The sequence below is a fragment of the Asaia sp. HumB genome, assembly GCF_030263835.1.
GTDB lineage: Bacteria > Pseudomonadota > Alphaproteobacteria > Acetobacterales > Acetobacteraceae > Asaia > Asaia bogorensis.
The window spans coordinates 942,254-960,779 of record NZ_JARPML010000002.1; the positions used below are offsets into that span (position 1 = coordinate 942,254).

Sequence of the window (18,526 nt, forward strand, 5' to 3'; positions counted from 1 at the left end):
GAAAAGGAGTTAGTCATGGCAGACGCCCCTTCGGCCGCCAACACATCGGCACCCGCACAATCTCCCCTCGCATCCGGAACGGACGGCTTTCACCTTGTCATTGAAGCCCTGCAGCGCAACGGTCTGAACACGCTCTACGGCGTTGTTGGCATCCCCATCACGGATCTTGCGCGCCTCGCCCAGGAGAAGGGAATGCGCTTCATCAGTTTCCGAAGCGAGCAGCCCGCCGCTCATGCGGCATCCATCTCGGGCTATCTTACCCGCAAGCCCGGGCTCTGCCTGACAACCTCTGCCCCCGGCTTTCTCAACGCCCTTCCTGCCCTCGCCAATGCCACCATCAATGGCTATCCGATGATCCTCATAAGCGGGTCCAGCGATCGTGCGATCGTTGACCTGCAGCAGGGTGATTACGAAGAACTCGATCAGCTTGCTGCCGCCCGCCCCTTCGCCAAGGCCGCCTATCGCGTCAACCGTGCGGCCGATATCGGCATTGGGGTAGCGCGCGCGGTACGTGCCGCGCTTTCAGGAAAACCGGGTGGTGTCTATCTGGACCTGCCTGCTGCTGTCCTGAGCGAAACGCTCGATTCAAAAGCGGGCCAAGACTCCCTGATCACGGTTGTAGCTCCGGAATCAGCCCTGCCACCCTGCCCCAATGCGATCGCCCGTGCGGTTTCGCTTCTGAAGCAGGCACGCAAGCCCCTCATCGTACTCGGCAAGGGCGCAGCCTATGCCCAGGCTGAGGGGGCCATACAAGATCTCGTTGAAAGCACCTCCATCCCGTTTCTTCCCATGTCGATGGCCAAGGGGCTATTGCCCGATACCCACCCTGCCTCTGCCGCCACGGCGCGCTCGCTGGTGCTGGGACAAGCCGATGTGGTGGTGCTGGTGGGCGCACGCCTCAACTGGATGCTTGGCCACGGCAAGCCGCCGCAATGGTCGCCTGACGCACGCTTCATCCAGATCGACATCAACCCCGAGGAATTTGACAGCAACCGCCCTATTGCCGCCCCGCTGGCCGGTGAGCTTGGCCTGACGGTGCAGGCCTTGGCCACCGCACTGAAGCAGGAGAAAATCTGCGCGCCGTCGGAATGGCTGGCTGCGATTGCGGCCAAGCGTGACATCAACACGCAGAAAATGACCGAACGTCTGGCCAACAAGACCGCGCCGATGAACTTCTACACGGCGATTGGCACCATCAAGACGAGCCTGGAGGGGCGCGACATCGTGCTGGTGAACGAGGGGGCCAACACGCTCGATATTACCCGCAACGTGATTGATATGGACAAACCGCGCCGCCGCCTCGACCCCGGCAGTTGGGGAACGATGGGCGTCGGGCTGGGTTATGCCATCGGTGCTGCCATCACCACGGGCAAGCCGGTCGTTGCCATAGAGGGTGACAGCGCTTTTGGCTTCAGTGGCATGGAGGTCGAAACGATCTGCCGCTATCACCTGCCCGTTGTGATGATCATTCTCAATAATGGTGGCATTTATCGTGGCGATGACATCAACCGCAGCGGGGGCACGGATCCGGGTGTAACGGTGCTGGAGGCCAATGGTCATTACGAGAAGATCATCGAAGCCTTCGGTGGCAAGGGGTACTACGTGACCGATCACGAGGCGCTCTCGCAGGCACTGGAGAACGCGCTGGCCTGCGGTGGTCCTGCCATGATCACAGCCTCTATCGACCCGCATGTCGGTACGGAAAGCGGCCATCTGAGTAAGCTCAACCCCAAAGCCGGTTCAAAGTGAGGCAGCTCCATGGCTGAGAATACTCAACCCAACACACAGGATGCTGCCGCAGGTTCTGCAAAGGCACCCGTGACGGCATCCCGCCCCTCAACCGGCCCTTTCGAGGGGCTGCTGGCCATTGACCTGACCCATGTGCTGAACGGCCCGTTCGGGACGACCATTCTGACCGATCTAGGCGCCCGCACGATCAAGGTGGAAGCGCCGGGTCATGGTGATGATACGCGCACCTATGGCCCTTATGTCGGTGATCGTTCGCTATATTTCTCCTTCGTCAACCGTGGCAAGGAGAGCATCGTTCTCAACCTCAAGGACGAAAAGGATCGGGGCGTTTTCCTTGAGATGGTCAAGTGCGCCGATATTCTGTGCGAAAACTACCGCCCGGGTGTGATGGACCGTCTCGGCTTCTCCTATGAGACACTCTCGGCCCTCAACCCCAGACTGATCTATGCCTCCTCATCGGGGTTTGGGCATACCGGGCCACTCGCCCATTATCCGGCCTATGACACGATCGTGCAGGCCATGAGCGGCATGATGGAGGCGACAGGGTTTCCCGATGGTCCTCCCACGCGGGTCGGCGGAACGTCGCTGTCTGATTTGTGTGGCGGTACGTTCATGTTCTGCGGCATTGCCAGTGCGCTCTACGCGAGGGAACGCACCGGCAAAGGGGCGCATGTCGATGTATCCATGTTCGATGGCACGTTCGCGTTTCTGCAACATGCGCTCATGACATGGTCGGCCACAGGTGCCGCCGGGCCGCGTATCGGCAATCGCCACCCATCCATGGCACCGTTCGATGTCTACCGCACACGCGACAGCCATATCGTGATCTGCTGCGGCAACAACCATCTGTTTGGTGCCCTATGCCAGACGCTTGGCATCGAGGCTCTCACAACGGACCCGCGCTTTCTGAACAACAGCGACCGCATGGACAATCTCGATGCACTCAAGGAGGCCATTGAGGGGGCTCTTAAGGAAAACGACGCGGCGTACTGGCTTGAGGCTATCGAGAAGGCCGGTGTGCCGGTCGGTCCTATGCTGAATGTTGCAGAAGCGGCGGCTCTGCCCCAGACAGCCGCCAGAAATATGGTGATTGATGCCGGGGGGCTGAAAATGCCGGGCAACCCGGTGAAGATCAGCGGCTATGATGATCCTCTGACACGCCCCGGTGCGCCTAGGCTCGATGAACATGGCGCAGCCCTGCGCGCGGAGTTCGCCCCCGGCCAGCCATCATGACCACTACAAACGTGACAGTATCCACGCCGGCCGCGCAGGAGGATTCTCTTGTCACCCTGCTGCGGCGCGTCTTCTGCCTGACCTTCGTTGTAGCTGTGGTGGAGGTCACGACCTATATCGATGTTGGCGGCATCTACCCAGGCATCATGACGGGAAATACCGTGCAGCTTGGCCGCGCTGTGGCACTGCACCACTGGCCGAATGCAGGATCAATCGGCACGGCAGTGGGCCTGTTTTTTCTCGGCTGTATCGGGGCAAGCCTGATCAAGAAATTCCTCAGCTGGCCCTATTGGGGCCTCCTGATCATGGCCGCCATTCTCTTTGTCGTCAGTTTCGTCCGGCTTTCCCCCGGGTTGCGCCTGCCGGTCGAATTGCCTCTCGTCGCGCTTGCACTGGGCATTCAGGGCGAGACATTGGCCAAATTTGGCGGGGTGTCGCTCCAGACGATTGTGGTGACAAACAACATCGTCAAGTTTTCCGAGGCTTTCACCGGGCGCTACCTTCTGCTCTGGCTCGGCCGCGTGAAACCGGATGGAAAAAGACCCGCCCTGAAGGAAGTGGCTCTGCCTGCCTGTTCCTGGCTGACCTACGTCTTGTCGGCGATGCTGGGGGCCTGGCTGGGACAGTTTACCAATCTTGTGCTGTTCCTCACCACGATCATGCTGGTCCTGACAGTGTGGGATCTGCATCGGGACTACAAAACGAGCTAATTGGAGAAAACGTCATGAAGACAGCGCAGGACACACAAGGTTTCGGCTCCGGTCGCCTTCGTGACAACAAGGCGCTCAATCGCTTCGAATGGTCAGAAGCGGGCGAGACCAGTATTGTCGGTTATCATCACGACGGCTCTGTTCTGGTCCTGGATCACAGTTCCGTTCCTGAGGCTTTGGCCGGGAAGGGTATTGGATCGCGGCTCGTCAGGGCCGTGCTCGATCATCTCCTGACGACAGATCAGAAGATTGCCGTGCGCTGCGATTTCATCAATCACGTTATCAATCGGCACGCGGCGTATCAGGCCCTTCTGCAGCGTTGAGCCGCGCCACCCGATGGCAAAAGGCCTGAGATAAAGGGAGCCTTGACGCATCGACAACGAGATTGGAAATCATAAATAATAATTACCGAAATCGTTTATTCTGTTAATGAGATTGCGCCCACACCAAGGGTATAAAATTCAATAACAATAATAAACAAGGCAAACTCAAGGTGAGCGAGCGTTTCAAAACTGCCCTCAGACTCTCTTTGCTCGGCGTGAGTATTGGTACAAGCCTGACACCCATTGCGGCCCGGGCCTCGACAGATGATGATGAACTCGCCTTGATCAAGGCGCAGATCCGCGATCTGGAAAACCGCGTCGTGAAGATAGAGCAACGCCGACAGGCCCGATCAGCCGGCAAACAGGGGGGGAGCCGCACCAGCCACCCCATACGCCAGGATAGCGCCACCAGAGGCGCTAATCAGACCGCCTCCGCTCAAGCTGCAGGCCCCGTCAGTCCATCGCATGCCGTGAAAGCACCGCAGGCTGATACAACCGCGATCAGGTCCGGTGCATCAGATACGCGCCTTGCCCAGGCCACATTGCCATCCGGTCGCGCCGCGGTGACCGAACCGACCAGCACACCAGGGAGCGCATCGGGAAGCGCCGGGTCCGCCATCGATCTGAGCTCATCGAGCCCTCTCGCCATTACCCAGACCTCCGTCGATCATCTGCCGCCTGTATTCAGCATCGGCAATATTTCGGTGCGTCTTGGCGGTTTCATCGATATGTCCAATATCTGGCGTGACTCTACGATCACCAGCGGTCCCGCCACTGCATGGAACAACTTCCCCTATGCCAACAGCCCAAATCACGGCCTGAGTGAGGAGCGGCTCTCGGCCCAACTCACGCGTCTTTCTACCCTTCTGGAGGCAAACCCCACGAGGGATATCCGCCTGCAAGCCTATATCGAGTCCGATCTTGGCGGGGCGGCAGGGACGACCAACTCTGTACAGATCAGCGGCTATACGCCAAGGCTGAGGCAGGGATATTTCACTTTCACCAAGAAGGATTGGGGTTTCCATGTCCTCATGGGGCAGGCATGGAGTCTCTCGACAAACTACGCCAAGGGGGTCACCCCGCGCAGCGAACAATTGCCTGCCGTGACAGACAACAACCAGATACCGGGCATCACCTTCCTGCGCGTACCCCAAATCCGTATCGGCAAGGACTGGGGGAACAAATACTGGCTGGCTGTCTCGGTTGAAGACCCTCAGGCGACCATTGCCTATTCAGCCGATCTGGCATCGGGTGGTCGCTTGCCAGCGCTCAGGGGCTACACACAGGGGCCGCGCGTTTTCTACCAGAATACGGGCGGGTTGCTGCTCAACCCGAGTGCAGAATATACCGATAATCCGATCCCTGATGTGATCGTCAAGGGAGCCGTCGATACCAATCTTGGGCATTACGAGGTTTTCGGCCTCGGCCGCTGGTTCCGTTCGGTCATCCAGTCTCCCGGTGACGCCCGCAGCCACAAGGATACCAAATTCGGGGGCGGTGTAGGTGCCGGAATGACCACACCACTGTTTACGCCGGACCTTCAGCTGACGGGGAATGTCATCGCGGGTCAGGGTATCGGTCGCTATGGTGCGTCCCAGCTTCCCGATGTCACTTTCAACGGTCAGGGCGGTCTCTCGCCCATCCCTCAGATCCGTGGTGCGCTTGGCCTGATCGGCCATCCAGATCCTTCGGTGCTGGTGTATCTCTATGGCGGTGTCGAGGCCAGCAGCAAAAGAAGCTATATCGCCGCCGACGGCATGCAATATGGCTATGGCGTCAATGACCATAATCTCGCTGGCTGCTCCATCGAGTTCGGAACATGCACCGCCCAAACCCGGACCCTGGCTTCCATAACGGCGGGGGGCTGGTGGCATTTCCTCGATGGCACTTACGGAAGCCTCATGGGAGGCGTGCAATATACCTATATCCGCAAATTTGCCTTTCGCGGGTCGGATGGCAAGGGCGGCTCGGTCTATCCAACCACCTTTGGCAATACCGTATACGTCACGTTCCGGTATCTGCCTTTCCAGTAAGCCCCGTCGCAACGCCTGCCTTTGCAAATGGCAAGGGCATACTGATTTATCTGCGCAAAAACGAATTCCGCGATACTGAGCTGCAATGTGTCGCCCGGGTAGCCGCGCTTGCCTTGCTGCGATTGGAGACAAAGACACTTTGCCTCCCCCCTGACTCCTGACATAGCGGGCGGGCGCCCTCGAATACCCTCCATGTCGCTGTTGGCCCATTGGAAACTTACCAACAATATCAATCACGACGGCACAATGTGTGATGCACTGTTGCGATTGTACAACAGCGTGACATATTCGCGGAGTATTACCGCGATACTTCTTCGCCTTTCGCCCATGGGGATAATAGTGGAGGAGAGCTCTCACCCGGTTGCCGCACGCAATCACCCGGCAAGGGCACTTGTGCCGCACGGTGTAGCGCAAGGAGACGACAGACAAACGGACATGATGTGCCAGATAATGGCACACAAGCGATGGGGTGTTCTTGATGCCATTTCCCGCAAGGGTGAAGACAAGTGCTCTCACCCCCGCACGGTCATTGCGTCTCCTGCTTACCCTGACCGCCGGCACAATGGCCTTTGTCCCGCTTCCTGCCTTGGCGTCTGAAAAAGTCACCGGGCAATCCGGAGCAGGTGCGCAAGACAAGCAGACATCCCATCCCCTGCGGAAGCAGGCTCAACTGCGGCAACAGCCACGCGAGGCAGTGCAATCGACAAGCGAAAAACACCGCCTGTCCTCTTCCGTGTCCTCAAAACGCGACGCATTGGCTGTGGGCGCGGGGCAGAAAGCGTCCCCTGCAGAGACGATTTTCGTCACTGGCACGCGCCTGACGCAATCGCGTCTGACCAATGTCATGGCCGGATCGTCACTGAGTGGCGAACAGATTGGCCGCCGGGGCTATACCGATCTCGGCCTTGCGCTCTTGCGCGAAAACCCTGCCGTCAGCGTGCCTGACAATTCCTCACTCGGCACACAGAACATGTTTGGTGCCGGACAGTCCTTTGTGAGCTTGCTTAATTTGGGTTCGCAGCGTACCCTCACCCTTGTCGATGGCATGCGCATGGGCGGCGGGGCTACGGCTTCGATCTACGGTGTGGGATCGGGCTCGCAGGTTGACGTGAGCACGTTGCCAACCTCGCTCATCAAGTCGGTGGATACCCGTCTGGGCGGTGCTGGTGCAGCTTATGGCGCTGATGCTGTGGCTGGTGTGATCAACTATACGCTCGATGACCACTACAAAGGTGTTTCGCTTGAAGGTCAGGGCGGCTGGACACAACAGCTCGATGCCGCCAGCGAGAAGATTGCATTCAAGGCCGGCACCGGTTTCGATCACGACAAGGGAGGGCTGGTCTTCGATGTCGAATATCGCAATCAGGCCGGTATCGTCGCCAGTGATCGTCCGGATGTGTTCGGCGCCAACGCGGCTGTCTATCACCGGCCCGCACTGGGTGAAGCATCCCCTTACACCTATGTGTTGAGCCCTGACCTGCGTTTCATTCAGGCATCGCTCACCGGTATGCCGTCCCTGACCGGCGCCTATGGCGACTTTCCCGTATATGGCGGCAATTATGGTGCAACCTGGGCTGGGCTGGCTGCGTCCGGCATCGCCAATGCCAGTGGTATTCCCCTGACCTTCAGCCAGAACGGCCAGTCGCTCGTGCCGCTCAACGCGGGGACCTTGCTCAAGAGTGACACGGCTCAGGCCGTTGGGGGCGATGGTATCTCCCTGCGCAACTACAACCAGATCGTCACACCAAATGACAAGCTCAACCTGACCTTGCTTGGCCATTACGATTTTGATCCGCACATCCACGCCCGCTGGCAAGGCTGGTACGCACGCGGCAGTGCGGAAAACCAGGTGGGCCAGGGAACATGGAGCAGCACGCTTTTCAACGATGCGCTGACGGCGAATAATGCCGGGCCCTATAGCAGCAGCTATTATCAATACGGTGTCACGACTGGTGCTTTCGCCCTGAGCACCAGCAACCCGTTCCTCACAAGTGCCGAACAGAGCACGATCAAGCAGGCTCTGGCTGAAAACGGCCTGCCAACCGATACATTCTATCTCAACCGCCTCAATCAGGATCTCGATCAGGGCCTGTTTCGCACCACATCGCAGATGTTTCGTTTTCAGGGCGGGCTGAATGGCGATTTCCGGGCCTTCAACCGTCAGTTCAACTGGAAGCTGCAGGGCGAGTATACGCGCAATACCAATGCCACGACGGCCCCGTCACTCGTTATTCCCAACCTTGTCAATGCGTTGAACGCTGTCACCGCCGCTGATGGCACAATCGAATGTGCTCCCGGCTACCAGAATGCTCCGATTGCCACGCGCAGCGCGGTATGTGCCCCGCTCAACCCGTTTGGCTACAACCAGATGACGCCGGCCGCGCGCGACTACGTCACAACGGAGTCACGCTCGACCAACCGCAACACGCAACGCGATCTGCAGGCCGAAATCAGCTCGACCGTGGCGACCCTGCCAGCAGGGACGATACGATGGGATCTGGGTTACGAACATCGGCGCGAGGCCTATCATTTCGACCCCGGCGCCTATCTGCTTGGATGGAAACAGGGCGATGGCAGCTATCTCCCCTACGGCAATAGCGCATCGATCCCTTATACGGGCGGCGCTTATCATACGCATGAGGGCTTCGGCGAGCTCGATATCCCTCTGATCTCACCGGCAATGCATCTCCCGGGTGCCTATCATCTCTCCCTGACGGCCAATGGGCGCGTAACCTATAACAGTATCACCGGCACCTACTGGACCTATATGACCGGTGCGGCCTGGTGGCCCACACGCGATATCGGTCTGAGCGGCAATTACGCTGTATCGGTACGCAATCCCGGCATTGGCGAACTCTACTCCCCCCAATCCTCGACCTATCAGAACGGCGTCGATCCCTGTTCCGATACAGGCCTTGCGTCGGGCCCCAACCCGGCCCTGCGAGCCGCCAATTGCGCACGCGCCGGACTGCCTCAGAATTTCGTCTCGAACTTCAATTCCTACGGCGTCGAGGGTACAGCCGGAGGGAACCGGAATCTCTCTAATGAACGCTCCAAAAGCTATACGGGCAGCCTTGAATTCAGGCCGCATTTCATACGCGGGTTCGATGTCAAAGCCTCATTTGTGGATGTCAGAGTTGCTGATGCCATCACCTATCTGAGTGCCAATGACCTGCTCAATGCTTGTTACGACACCGGCATCTACCCGAATAATCGCTTCTGCTCGACATTCACCCGGGATTCATCGGGGCAGATTTCCTCTTTCCGCTCCGGCTATTACAATATCGCCAACTACGAGACCCAGGCCCTTCAGACGACGATAGAGTACAACACCCCCCTCTCCCGTCTGGGTCTGCCTGAGAGCTCGGGGGCGATCGACCTTCGAGGCAACTACGTGCATTACGTCAAGAGCACGCGCAATTATGCCGGAAGCACCTATCTGCTTTCAGGTAATATTGCTGCGCCCAATGACAATTTCACACTCAACACCACGTGGATACGTGGCCCCTTTAACGCTCAGTGGCAGACTATCTGGTATGGCCCGAGCCTCGTGGCCCTTCAGGTGCCGACCACGCGTTATGAGGGCAACAAACGCCCGGCCTTTGCCTATTTCAATCTCTCACTCGACTATGCCGTAACCGAGCATTTCTCGACCAGCTTCGTGGTGAACAACATCACCGACGCCCTGCCACGCGATGCAGGCATCTATAGCGTGGGCCGTTATTACGAGGCGCTTATCGGTCGCGCCTTTCAGATGCGCATTGGCGCCCATTTCTGAACGCAACGCCCGCTGGTGGTTGTACTCGCGACCGCCGGCGCGCCGAGACCGTAAGCCCTTCGTCAGTTTTTGCGCCGTGCATCGACCCGGCTGAAAATCAGAGACAGCATCCAGGCCAGCACGAACAGCCCGATCACGATAAACCCGATCTGGTTGAAGCTGTCGCTGACAGCGGCCACAACGCCCCAGAACCGCCCTTCAAAACCGATCTGATCACCCAGCAGTCGCAGCGTTTCGATACTGCCAATCCCGACAGCCACGATCACCGAGATCAGGGTAATGATGATGTTATAGCGCAGCTTGCGCAGCGGATCGACAAAGGCCCAGCGATAGGCCCCGAGCATGAGAACACCATCTGCCGTATCGACAAGGGCCATGCCCGCAGCGAACAGGGCAGGAAAGATCATGACCGCCGCAACCGAAACACCCCGGCTCGCCTGTGAGGCAGACAGCCCCAGAAGCGAAACCTCTGTCGCGGTATCGAAGCCGAGGCCGAACAGAAAGCCGAGCAGCACCATATGCCAGCTGCGCGAGACCAGTCTGAACAGCGGATAAAGCAGGCGTGACAGTAGCCCGCCCCGGTTCAGAAGCGCTTCTGGGTCGACCTCCTCGATCGCCCCGCCTGCCCGTATGTGGCGCCAGGCGCGCCAGGCGCCGCGCAGGACAATGAAATTCGTGATGGCCAGGGCAAACAGGAAGCCGGCAGAGACGAGTGTGCTGGCAATGCCACCAATATCATGCCATGCACCAAAACGATCCTGCATCGCCTGTGACAGCAGCGCCGTGCCCAGCGCCGCCAGCACAACAATCAGGGAATGGCCGATGGCAAACCAGAACCCTGTCAGCAAGGGCTGCCGCCCCATCTGGATGAACTTGCGCGTCACGTTGTCAATCGAGGCGATATGATCGGCATCGACAGCATGACGCAGGCCAAAACCATAAGCCAGCAGGGCATTGCCAAGCAGCAAGGGCCGATCGCGAAACATCACGAAGGTCCAGACCCAGAGCGCCATATTGGCCAGAAGCAAGCCAATCCCCAGCAGGGAAATGCGCCAGCGCAGCGACGGCGGAGACACCGGCAGGGTTTCGGCGCTCATCTCTGGCCCCCGTTTTGCCCGATCAAAGATCCCCGATGAGAAATCGATGCAGGCCTGACGGCATTTCGTGCACGTCGCGGCACGCAAGAAGGCAGGGTAAACTCGTTCACGAGAAGGGCTCTCCGCAACAACCGGATCATCCCGTCCGGTCTGGCCGTCAAACATGACAAGGGCAGGTCTCCTGGCTCACGGTTCATCGCTCCCCTGCCCCTTCCCGGATGACCTGCACCCAGTGGTTCCGGCAGGGCGCTCACCGCTCACAGTTGCGGGGACAGCTGCCGCCTCGCGCCCGATCCTTTCAGGATCAGCCAGCCCGTCCGACATTCCCTTTTCACTCACTCGCGCAAGACCCTCGACGGGCTCGACCCTACCGTTTCAACCAGGCGAAAGCCAGCGTTCAGCGGCCTTTATGCAGGTGTTTCTCCCATGCCCCAACCGTGCGTCTAGGGGGTTACCCAGCCGATATTGCCTCCCCTTTGAGGGAAACCATGCGCCTTTCCAGGCATTTGTTGGACCGTGACTTTGGTTCGGCCATGCGCCGGACACCAGATAACCGGGAGCAGAAAACGATGAGCGCCTATCGTACGATCAACCCCGCCACAGGCAAAACCGAGCGCGAGTTCGACCTTCACACCAAGGCGCAGGCCTTTGAAAAGCTCGACGCCGCCCATGAATTCTACAGAAGTGACTGGCGTCACCGCAGCTTTGCCGAGCGCAAGGCCATCGTCAACAAGGCGGCGCAGATCCTTGAGCAGAACAAGGAAAAATACGCCCGACTGATTTCCATCGAAATGGGCAAGGTTCTGCCCGAGGCCATTGCCGAGACCGAACTCTCTGCGAAGATCCTCGCCTATTACGCCGAAAACGCCGAGAAATTCCTTGCCCCACGTGAGATCCCTGTCTCGGAAGGTCGTGCGACGGTCCTCAGCCAGTCTCTGGGTGTCATCTACTGCGTCGAACCCTGGAACTTCCCTTACTACCAGCTTGCCCGCGTGGCAGGTCCCAACCTGATGGCCGGTAATGTCGTGCTCGCCAAACATGCACCGGGTGTTCCGCAATGTGCTCTCGCCTTCGAGGCGCTGTTCCTCGAAGCCGGGGCACCCAAGGGAGCCTGGACCAATCTGTTCATCGACAATAATGTGTCGGAAGAACTGATTGCGCGCCCTGAAGTGCGTGGCGTGGCCCTGACCGGCAGTGAGCGTGCAGGCAGTGCTGTCGCCGCACAGGCTGGCAAGGCCCTGAAAAAGACCACGCTCGAACTCGGCGGCTCCGATCCATTCATCGTGCTCGACGATGCCAATCTCGATGAGGTCATCCCCCGTGCCGTGGCCGGACGTATGTCCAATAACGGTCAGGTTTGCACCGCCGCCAAGCGTATGATCATTCATGAATCCTTGGCCGACGAATTCGTGCGTCGTCTCTCAGACGCCTTGGCCGAATTCCGCTATGGTGATCCGCTGGAACAGGGCGTCACTCACGGCCCGATGAGCAGCGAAAACGCCATGAAGCTCGCACTGAGCCAGGTCGAAAAGGCAGTCGATCACGGGGCAAAGCTCGTCACCGGCGGCAAGAGGCTCGACCGCGAGGGCTTTTTCATGCAGGCGGCCCTGCTAACACATGTCACCCAGGATAACCCGATTTTCTACGAAGAGATCTTTGGTCCCGCCGCCATTGTCTACCCGGTGGCCGATGACGATGCCGCCATCGCGCTTGCCAATGACTCTCCGTTCGGTCTGGGCGGTTCCATTCATACGGCTTCGGTCGAGCGTGGTCGCAAGCTTGCCGAGCGCATTGAAACCGGCATGGTGTTCATCAATGATGTGACGGGCACCGCCCCGGAACTGCCTTTTGGCGGGGTCAAGAATTCCGGCTATGGCCGCGAGCTTTCCTCCAACGGGATCGAGGAATTCGTCAATCACAAGCTGATCCGTTCAGCCTGATCGAAACCGGCCTGTCACGATCGTCCACCCGATCCGTGACAGGCCCTCAGGATGCCCTGTGCAAGGCCTTACGAAAGCCCATTCCTGACCTTATGAGCGCCGCGACACGCTTTGCCATGAAACTAAGGCTCACATTTTCGCGATGAATAGGGTGCAACGCACAGCCCGCGGCACTTGACCGCCGTCCGGAAAACGGAGCCTCATCATGACCGATTACGCAAAGCCCCCCTTCGATACCCCTCTTCAGGATCGCATCCCCGGTCAGACCAAAGCCATGACGCCCCTCCCCGATCATGGTGAGGAGAGCTACGAGGGCTCAGGTCGCCTCGCGGGCAAGATTGCCCTCATTACAGGTGGCGATTCCGGCATTGGCCGTGCCGTCGCCATCGGGTTTGCGCGCGAAGGCGCCGACATCGCTCTGTCCTATCTTGATGAGGAAGCCGACGACGCCGCGGAAACAGCTGCCTGGATCGAAAAGGCGGGCCGCAAGGTGCTGCTGCTCCCCGGCGACCTGAAGTCACGCGAGATCTGCAGATCCGTGATCGATGAGACAGTCTCGACCTTCGGCCGGATCGACGTCCTAGTGAACAACGCCGCTTTCCAGATCGAACGCCTCGCTCTTGAGGACATCTCGGAAGATGAGTGGGACGATACATTTGCCACCAATATCGGCGCGACATTCCGTCTGACCCGTCATGCTGTTCCGCATATGAAGCGCGGCGCCTCGATCATTCATACCATCTCGGTCAATGCGGACAGCCCCAAGCCACGCCTGCTCGCTTATTCCGCCACCAAAGCCGCCATCCAGAATTTTAGCGGCGGACTTGCGCAATTGCTTGGTGAGAAGGGTATTCGCTCCAACACCGTTGCCCCGGGCCCGATCTGGACACCGCTCATTCCTGCCACCATGCATGGCGACCATGTGCATGTCTTTGGCGAGGATACCCCGCTGGGCCGCCCTGGCCAGCCTGTCGAGCTGATCGCGCCTTACGTCATGCTGGCCAGCGACGAGGCCAGCTATATCTCGGGTGCTACCATCGCCGTGACGGGCGGTACGCCTGTCATCTGAGGGATAGTGGGGCCTTGCCCCACACCCTACCAAAGGGCCGTCGCCCTTTGAAAACCCTGGATGCTGGAATTATCGAGAAGAAAGCTCTGGCTTGGGCTGCGGCCGCACGCGGCATTGCGGTTATGCCGCAACCTGGGCCAGAGGCTCGTACGTCGGGTAACTTTACCTTATCAGCAGCCGCGATGGCATCGCCGCTACAGAACCCAGACGAATGGACTGGAAGAGGTTTCCCCCTCCCTAGGAAGCAGGGCAGCGCCGCGCGCTACCCGCTTCCTGCACTAGTACAACCGAAGATCAGCGATGGCCGTTGGTCAGCTCATCGGCGAGTGTCTTCTCGTTATAGACCACTCTGAGCGCGGTGATGATGGCGCTCGTATCGGTCGCGACAGCACGGTTATTGCTGATGTCGTAATAGAGATCACCCGCAAGGCTCGGCAGATTACCATCGAAGATCAGGCCGACAGCCTTACCTTCGCGATTGATGACCGGAGAACCGGAGTTACCCCCCACAATGTCGTTGGTCGAAACGAAATCGAGATGCGTTGCCAGATCCAGATTGGCCTTCGCATCCAGCCAGCGCTTGGGCAGAGCAAAAGGCTCACTGCCGGTTGCGTGGCGATACATACCCGCGAAATTCGTGAAGGGCGCGACATCCGTGCCATTCTTGCGCCAGCCCTTGACGGTGCCATAGGACAGGCGGGGCGAGAACGTGGCGTCGGGATACAACGTATCGAGGCGATTTTCAGCCTTGGCCTGAGCGAAGCGTGCACGGGCAATATCGCCCTGAGCCTTGTGCAGCGGGGCGGAAACCTCGTCACGCATACGATCATGAAGTGACGCGTAATCCGGGTAGAGTTTGCGGGCAAAGACGATCAGTGGATCGGTCGAGGCTTCGATGGCCTTGAGACCTCCTTTCCACAGGGCGAGACGCTGTGCTGGATCAGCTAGATGCGTCCCTTTGATCAGGCGCGCCGCCACATCTTCCGGTGCATCATTGCCAAGGGCCAGGTGAACGAGGCTGTCATCGGCACCTGCCACCTGACGCAGGCTGGTCAGGCTGAGTGCCAGCGAAGCAGTTTCAAGATCCGGATAGAAAGGCTCTTTCGCACCAAGGCTGGTCTCGATTTCGCCAAGCTGGGCGTCATGGAAGCCCGCATGACGCTTGGCGTCAGGCTTGGCCCGCTCATGAGCGCCTTCCACCAGGGTCATGACGTCATCAAGGAAGCCACGAAAAACCATACCGATGGCCAGATTACGCGTAAACAGATCCTTCTCAAGCGCAACAGCCTTGTCCACCATGGCGAAAGGCTGGCCATAAGCAGCACGACGCGCCGGGTCGGCATCGATCCAGCGTTGCAGGGCGGCATCCTCCTTTTCACGTCGGCTCACGATATCGCCTGACTGAAGTGCCGCCTGAGTGCCGGAATAGGATTTCAGACCGTTCTGGATACCGAACAGCGTGTTCTCCACCTGCTTCGCGTGATCGGCGCTTTCACGGCTGTATTGCCACAGCATCCCTTCACGCACCGAAAGCATGGCGATGATTGCCGGATTGGCGACATCACGCTGGAACGCAAGGGCTGCAGCAGGCAGCCCGCGCTGCGTGCGCCCCGGATTGCCGGAGGTGAAAACCAGATCATCCGCCTTGGGGCCGTTCGGATCGAACTGCAGGAACGGCGTGTTCACCGGCTTGCCGCCCTCATAGACGCGCAGCATCGACAGATCGATATCGTAGCGGGGATAGTCGAAATTATCCGGATCACCGCCAAAGAAAGCGATCCCCTGCTCGGGGGCCATCACCACGCGCACATCGTTGTAGCGGCGATAACGGTAAAGTGCGGTCTGCCCACCATGATAGAGCGAGACCATGTCGCAGCGCCAATGCGCGTCGTCACCGCCCACGCAATCCTTGGTCAGCTTGCTTTCCACTTCCTGCAGGGCTGCCGAATAGGCGGCCCCCTGTTTGCCCTTGGTGGCTTCTGCCACAGGGGCAGACACATCTTTCATGGTGTCGAGGCGATCGAGCTCCATACCGGGGCACTGGCGCTCATCGGCGAGGTCCTTCGTGTAGAATCCGTCGCGGAAATAGTCGTGATCCTTGTCAGACAAGGCGGCAAGGCATGAATTGGCGCAGTGATGATTGGTCATGACCAGACCGTTGCCTGACACGAAGGAAGCAGAGCATCCCTCGGCCAGACGTGCCGAGGATTGCACAACGTGCTGGATCCAGGCGGCATCAGGCTTGAAATGATAGGTCTTCTGCAAAGCAGCGTTAGGCAGATGATCGAATGTCCACATGCCCTCGTCGGCGCGTGCAGCGTCGACAAGCGTTACGGCACCGAACAGGGCCGATGAGAGGAAAAGCGATAGACGGGCACGTGTCATGGGCAGCAGCTCGGCTCTGAATGATGATATAATGTATCAATCCATAACATACGCCATTTTGCAAATCCGAAAATCAGCACGGTGACCTTGTCCGGCGGCTCTGGCTGGCCGTCGCCAGCGTGCCACACGCTGAAACCCATCGTAGCAGCCAAAACGATGCCAGTTTGCAAAGAGGCTATTCCCCAGAGGCTCAAATCGCAAAAATCACGCTGTGAAATGAGAATAAGGTCTCGTCCCATCGCGTTAAGATGCGTTTCCCGAGGAAGGGTGCGGTAATCATACCAAACGTGACAGTCAGGAACCTCGGGGCCTCTCTTGGCCGCGATCATCCGACCGGTGCGATCAGACGGGAGAAAAGTGCCAATTCATCTGGCATCGCAGGCTCATTTAGCCGCCTGACATGAGCAGCCATGATTGCCGGGGCACGAACAGGCAACTTACGACCCGGCCGATCCTGAACCCGTCCTGGTACAGCGTAAAGATGCGTACGAAAAGGCGCGTCATGTAGTGGGAACGTCGCGCGGCATGAAGGTTCGAGGCAATCGCCCAAATGCCTGTCCCTGGTCGATCTGCGGCACGGGGACGGACACGATTGGCCACGTCTCTCATTATTCGATCGGAACGATCGCGACAACCGTGCCCTGAGTTTTGACGAAAGCGAGGTCACTCTGACTGTGGGACAGGCGCAAGCGCAGGGTGAGGCGGGAGCACTCCCCCGCTCCGTTTATAAACCGACAGCATTCTGCGATGGGGTCGCGAAATCCAGCTGTAAGTCCTGACATAATCCCGGGAGAGCGCGTCATACAGCGCCTTGCGCACATTCCGGTTTTCACCGGCAGCTTCCGGCTCCTGGCTGATGATATATGCAGGTTCCTGCGTCAGAACGGCATGCAGCTCCGCGAGAGGGTCCATGCCCGTCGCACCGGCTTCGCGCTGGAGCCCAAAATGGGATGGAAATGGATGCGACGTCAATCGGCAATATGGCAGGGCATCATAGAGCGCAACGGGACCGTTATAGATAAAAAGGCAACCTGATTTTCCGTAATCCACACTTTTCTCGAGCGCCAGGAAAAGCTCTTTTCCACCACTCGATCTCAAATGCTTCCAGGTACTCAGCTGCGACGCCACCAGCCCGAGAATTGCCATAAGCCACGCCAGATTGCGACCGGATTTTCTGTAGAACAGCGGGGCAATCTGGATGGAAAAGGGTACGAGAAGCGGGAGGATATAATGGATGTACCAGGTGCCAAAAATCACAAACGCACCGAGCGCCACCATCGCCCACATAGTCAGAAACGAGACGTAAGGTGCCTGTTGTGCAGAATAGCTTCTTCTGGACAGAAAATTCGCGCCCATGACGATGAAAAACGGCCCCAGCAAAGGCAGGAGCTTGATCAGTCTCTCCGAGATGATCTGATGACTTTCGGTTGTGCGCAGAAACACCGAGGAAATATTGGAGAACAGCCACTCATGCCCATAACCGCTCATTATATAGAAAAGAGCGGAGGCAATCGTGGGCAATACAGCAACGAAAACCCATATGGCAGAGTCAGCGATGATGCTTCTGGGGGTACTCCCTGATCTTATTTCCCGATATATCAGATATAGACCAGCAAACATCCCTTCGAAGACAACGGTATATTTTATCTGAATAGCCACCCCGAAAAGGAGCATGATCAGCATGCCGAGCGTTCTACGGCGATTTCGATCGTTCCCCTCGAAATCTTGCAGGTGATCCAGAAGAAGGCACATCGCGCCAGCGACCAGGAGATTATAGAAAATGGGCGATTGGCCACCTTCGCCCTGTGCCAGAGTGGGCCAAATCTCATAGATGAGCGCCGCAACCAGCGCTCCGCTAGCGGGAGCAATCCTCAACGCCATACGCCGTATCAGTAGCGCCGTGCCCCACAGGGCGAGCAGTGCCCCGATCTGATAGGCGATAACCCGATACGCCCCGAAGAGATGAAAAACGGCGTAGAGCAGAAACAGGCCAATTGGCTTGCGGTCCCAGAAGTCGACATAGGGCAGATGGCCTTGCAGTAGCCGCCCCCCTCCGAAAAGATAGAATTCCTCATCCCATTCAAGGATAGGGTTCCCCAATGTCATGAACCGTATCAACAGGGCCGCGAACAGCAGAAAAAAATGCGGATAATACGCGACGACTATTTTGTTCAGTTGCTTCAAGAGAGCCCACCTTCGCCTGACATGA

11 protein-coding genes and 1 riboswitch are annotated in these 18,526 nt (G+C 58.5%); of the genes, 8 read left to right on the top strand and 3 right to left on the bottom strand.

What is annotated here, in order from left to right; all coding sequences use genetic code 11:
• Positions 1–15: 15 nt before the first annotated feature.
• The 6 genes from oxc to P5689_RS05380 all read left to right on the top strand — a co-directional run bounded on the left by oxc (position 16) and on the right by P5689_RS05380 (position 9,826).
• Complete coding sequence (oxc, locus tag P5689_RS05355; protein ID WP_285532385.1) at positions 16–1,749, top strand: oxalyl-CoA decarboxylase; 1,734 nt, start codon at positions 16–18, stop codon at positions 1,747–1,749.
• Positions 1,750–1,758: 9 nt separating this feature from the next.
• Complete coding sequence (yfdE, locus tag P5689_RS05360; protein ID WP_285532387.1) at positions 1,759–2,982, top strand: CoA:oxalate CoA-transferase; 1,224 nt, start codon at positions 1,759–1,761, stop codon at positions 2,980–2,982.
• Complete coding sequence (locus P5689_RS05365) at positions 2,979–3,692, top strand: YoaK family protein (RefSeq protein WP_285532388.1); 714 nt, start codon at positions 2,979–2,981, stop codon at positions 3,690–3,692. The genes yfdE and P5689_RS05365 overlap by 4 nt, the downstream gene beginning before the upstream one ends.
• Positions 3,693–3,706: 14 nt before the next feature.
• Positions 3,707–4,015: a GNAT family N-acetyltransferase gene (locus tag P5689_RS05370; RefSeq protein ID WP_285532389.1), complete on the top strand. Its 309-nt coding sequence runs from the start codon at positions 3,707–3,709 to the stop codon at positions 4,013–4,015.
• A gap of 170 nt (positions 4,016–4,185) precedes the next feature.
• Positions 4,186–6,048, top strand: a complete 1,863-nt coding sequence (locus tag P5689_RS05375; RefSeq protein ID WP_408868535.1) for a hypothetical protein — start codon at positions 4,186–4,188, stop codon at positions 6,046–6,048.
• A gap of 478 nt (positions 6,049–6,526) precedes the next feature.
• Complete coding sequence (locus P5689_RS05380) at positions 6,527–9,826, top strand: TonB-dependent receptor domain-containing protein (protein ID WP_285532390.1); 3,300 nt, start codon at positions 6,527–6,529, stop codon at positions 9,824–9,826.
• Between the two features lie 62 nt (positions 9,827–9,888).
• Here the strand turns inward: P5689_RS05380 and P5689_RS05385 are convergent, their stop codons facing one another.
• Positions 9,889–10,923: a HoxN/HupN/NixA family nickel/cobalt transporter gene (locus P5689_RS05385; protein WP_285532391.1), complete on the bottom strand. Its 1,035-nt coding sequence runs from the start codon at positions 10,921–10,923 to the stop codon at positions 9,889–9,891.
• 153 nt (positions 10,924–11,076) lie between these two features.
• A riboswitch (cobalamin riboswitch) is annotated at positions 11,077–11,292 on the bottom strand.
• A gap of 200 nt (positions 11,293–11,492) precedes the next feature.
• On the opposite strand from P5689_RS05385, the gene P5689_RS05390 reads away from it, so the two are divergent.
• Both P5689_RS05390 and P5689_RS05395 read left to right on the top strand, forming a co-directional pair.
• Positions 11,493–12,863, top strand: coding sequence for an NAD-dependent succinate-semialdehyde dehydrogenase (locus P5689_RS05390; RefSeq protein ID WP_285532392.1), 1,371 nt, complete (start codon positions 11,493–11,495; stop codon positions 12,861–12,863).
• Positions 12,864–13,068: 205 nt separating this feature from the next.
• Positions 13,069–13,932 (top strand): SDR family oxidoreductase, encoded by an 864-nt coding sequence (locus P5689_RS05395; RefSeq protein WP_285532393.1) that lies wholly within the window; start codon positions 13,069–13,071, stop codon positions 13,930–13,932.
• A 294-nt stretch (positions 13,933–14,226) separates the two neighbouring features.
• Here P5689_RS05395 and P5689_RS05400 read toward each other — a convergent pair whose 3' ends face one another.
• Together P5689_RS05400 and P5689_RS05405 are read right to left on the bottom strand one after the other, a co-directional pair.
• Complete coding sequence (locus P5689_RS05400; protein ID WP_285532394.1) at positions 14,227–16,317, bottom strand: S46 family peptidase; 2,091 nt, start codon at positions 16,315–16,317, stop codon at positions 14,227–14,229.
• Positions 16,318–16,980: 663 nt separating this feature from the next.
• The gene (locus tag P5689_RS05405) at positions 16,981–18,423 is read right to left on the bottom strand and encodes a glycosyltransferase family 39 protein (RefSeq protein WP_285532395.1); all 1,443 of its coding nucleotides are present in this window, start codon (positions 18,421–18,423) and stop codon (positions 16,981–16,983) included.
• Positions 18,424–18,526 lie beyond the last annotated feature (103 nt).

What these genes read in the sequence shown, in the direction of transcription:
- oxc (WP_285532385.1), top strand. Translation starts at nt 16, where the DNA reads ATGGCAGACGCCCCTTCGGCCGCCAACACATCGGCACCCGCACAATCT.
- yfdE (WP_285532387.1), top strand. Translation starts at nt 1,759, where the DNA reads ATGGCTGAGAATACTCAACCCAACACACAGGATGCTGCCGCAGGTTCT.
- P5689_RS05365 (WP_285532388.1), top strand. Translation starts at nt 2,979, where the DNA reads ATGACCACTACAAACGTGACAGTATCCACGCCGGCCGCGCAGGAGGAT.
- P5689_RS05370 (WP_285532389.1), top strand. Translation starts at nt 3,707, where the DNA reads ATGAAGACAGCGCAGGACACACAAGGTTTCGGCTCCGGTCGCCTTCGT.
- P5689_RS05380 (WP_285532390.1), top strand. Translation starts at nt 6,527, where the DNA reads ATGCCATTTCCCGCAAGGGTGAAGACAAGTGCTCTCACCCCCGCACGG.
- P5689_RS05385 (WP_285532391.1), bottom strand. Translation starts at nt 10,923, where the DNA reads ATGAGCGCCGAAACCCTGCCGGTGTCTCCGCCGTCGCTGCGCTGGCGC.
- P5689_RS05390 (WP_285532392.1), top strand. Translation starts at nt 11,493, where the DNA reads ATGAGCGCCTATCGTACGATCAACCCCGCCACAGGCAAAACCGAGCGC.
- P5689_RS05395 (WP_285532393.1), top strand. Translation starts at nt 13,069, where the DNA reads ATGACCGATTACGCAAAGCCCCCCTTCGATACCCCTCTTCAGGATCGC.
- P5689_RS05400 (WP_285532394.1), bottom strand. Translation starts at nt 16,317, where the DNA reads ATGACACGTGCCCGTCTATCGCTTTTCCTCTCATCGGCCCTGTTCGGT.
- P5689_RS05405 (WP_285532395.1), bottom strand. Translation starts at nt 18,423, where the DNA reads ATGACATTGGGGAACCCTATCCTTGAATGGGATGAGGAATTCTATCTT.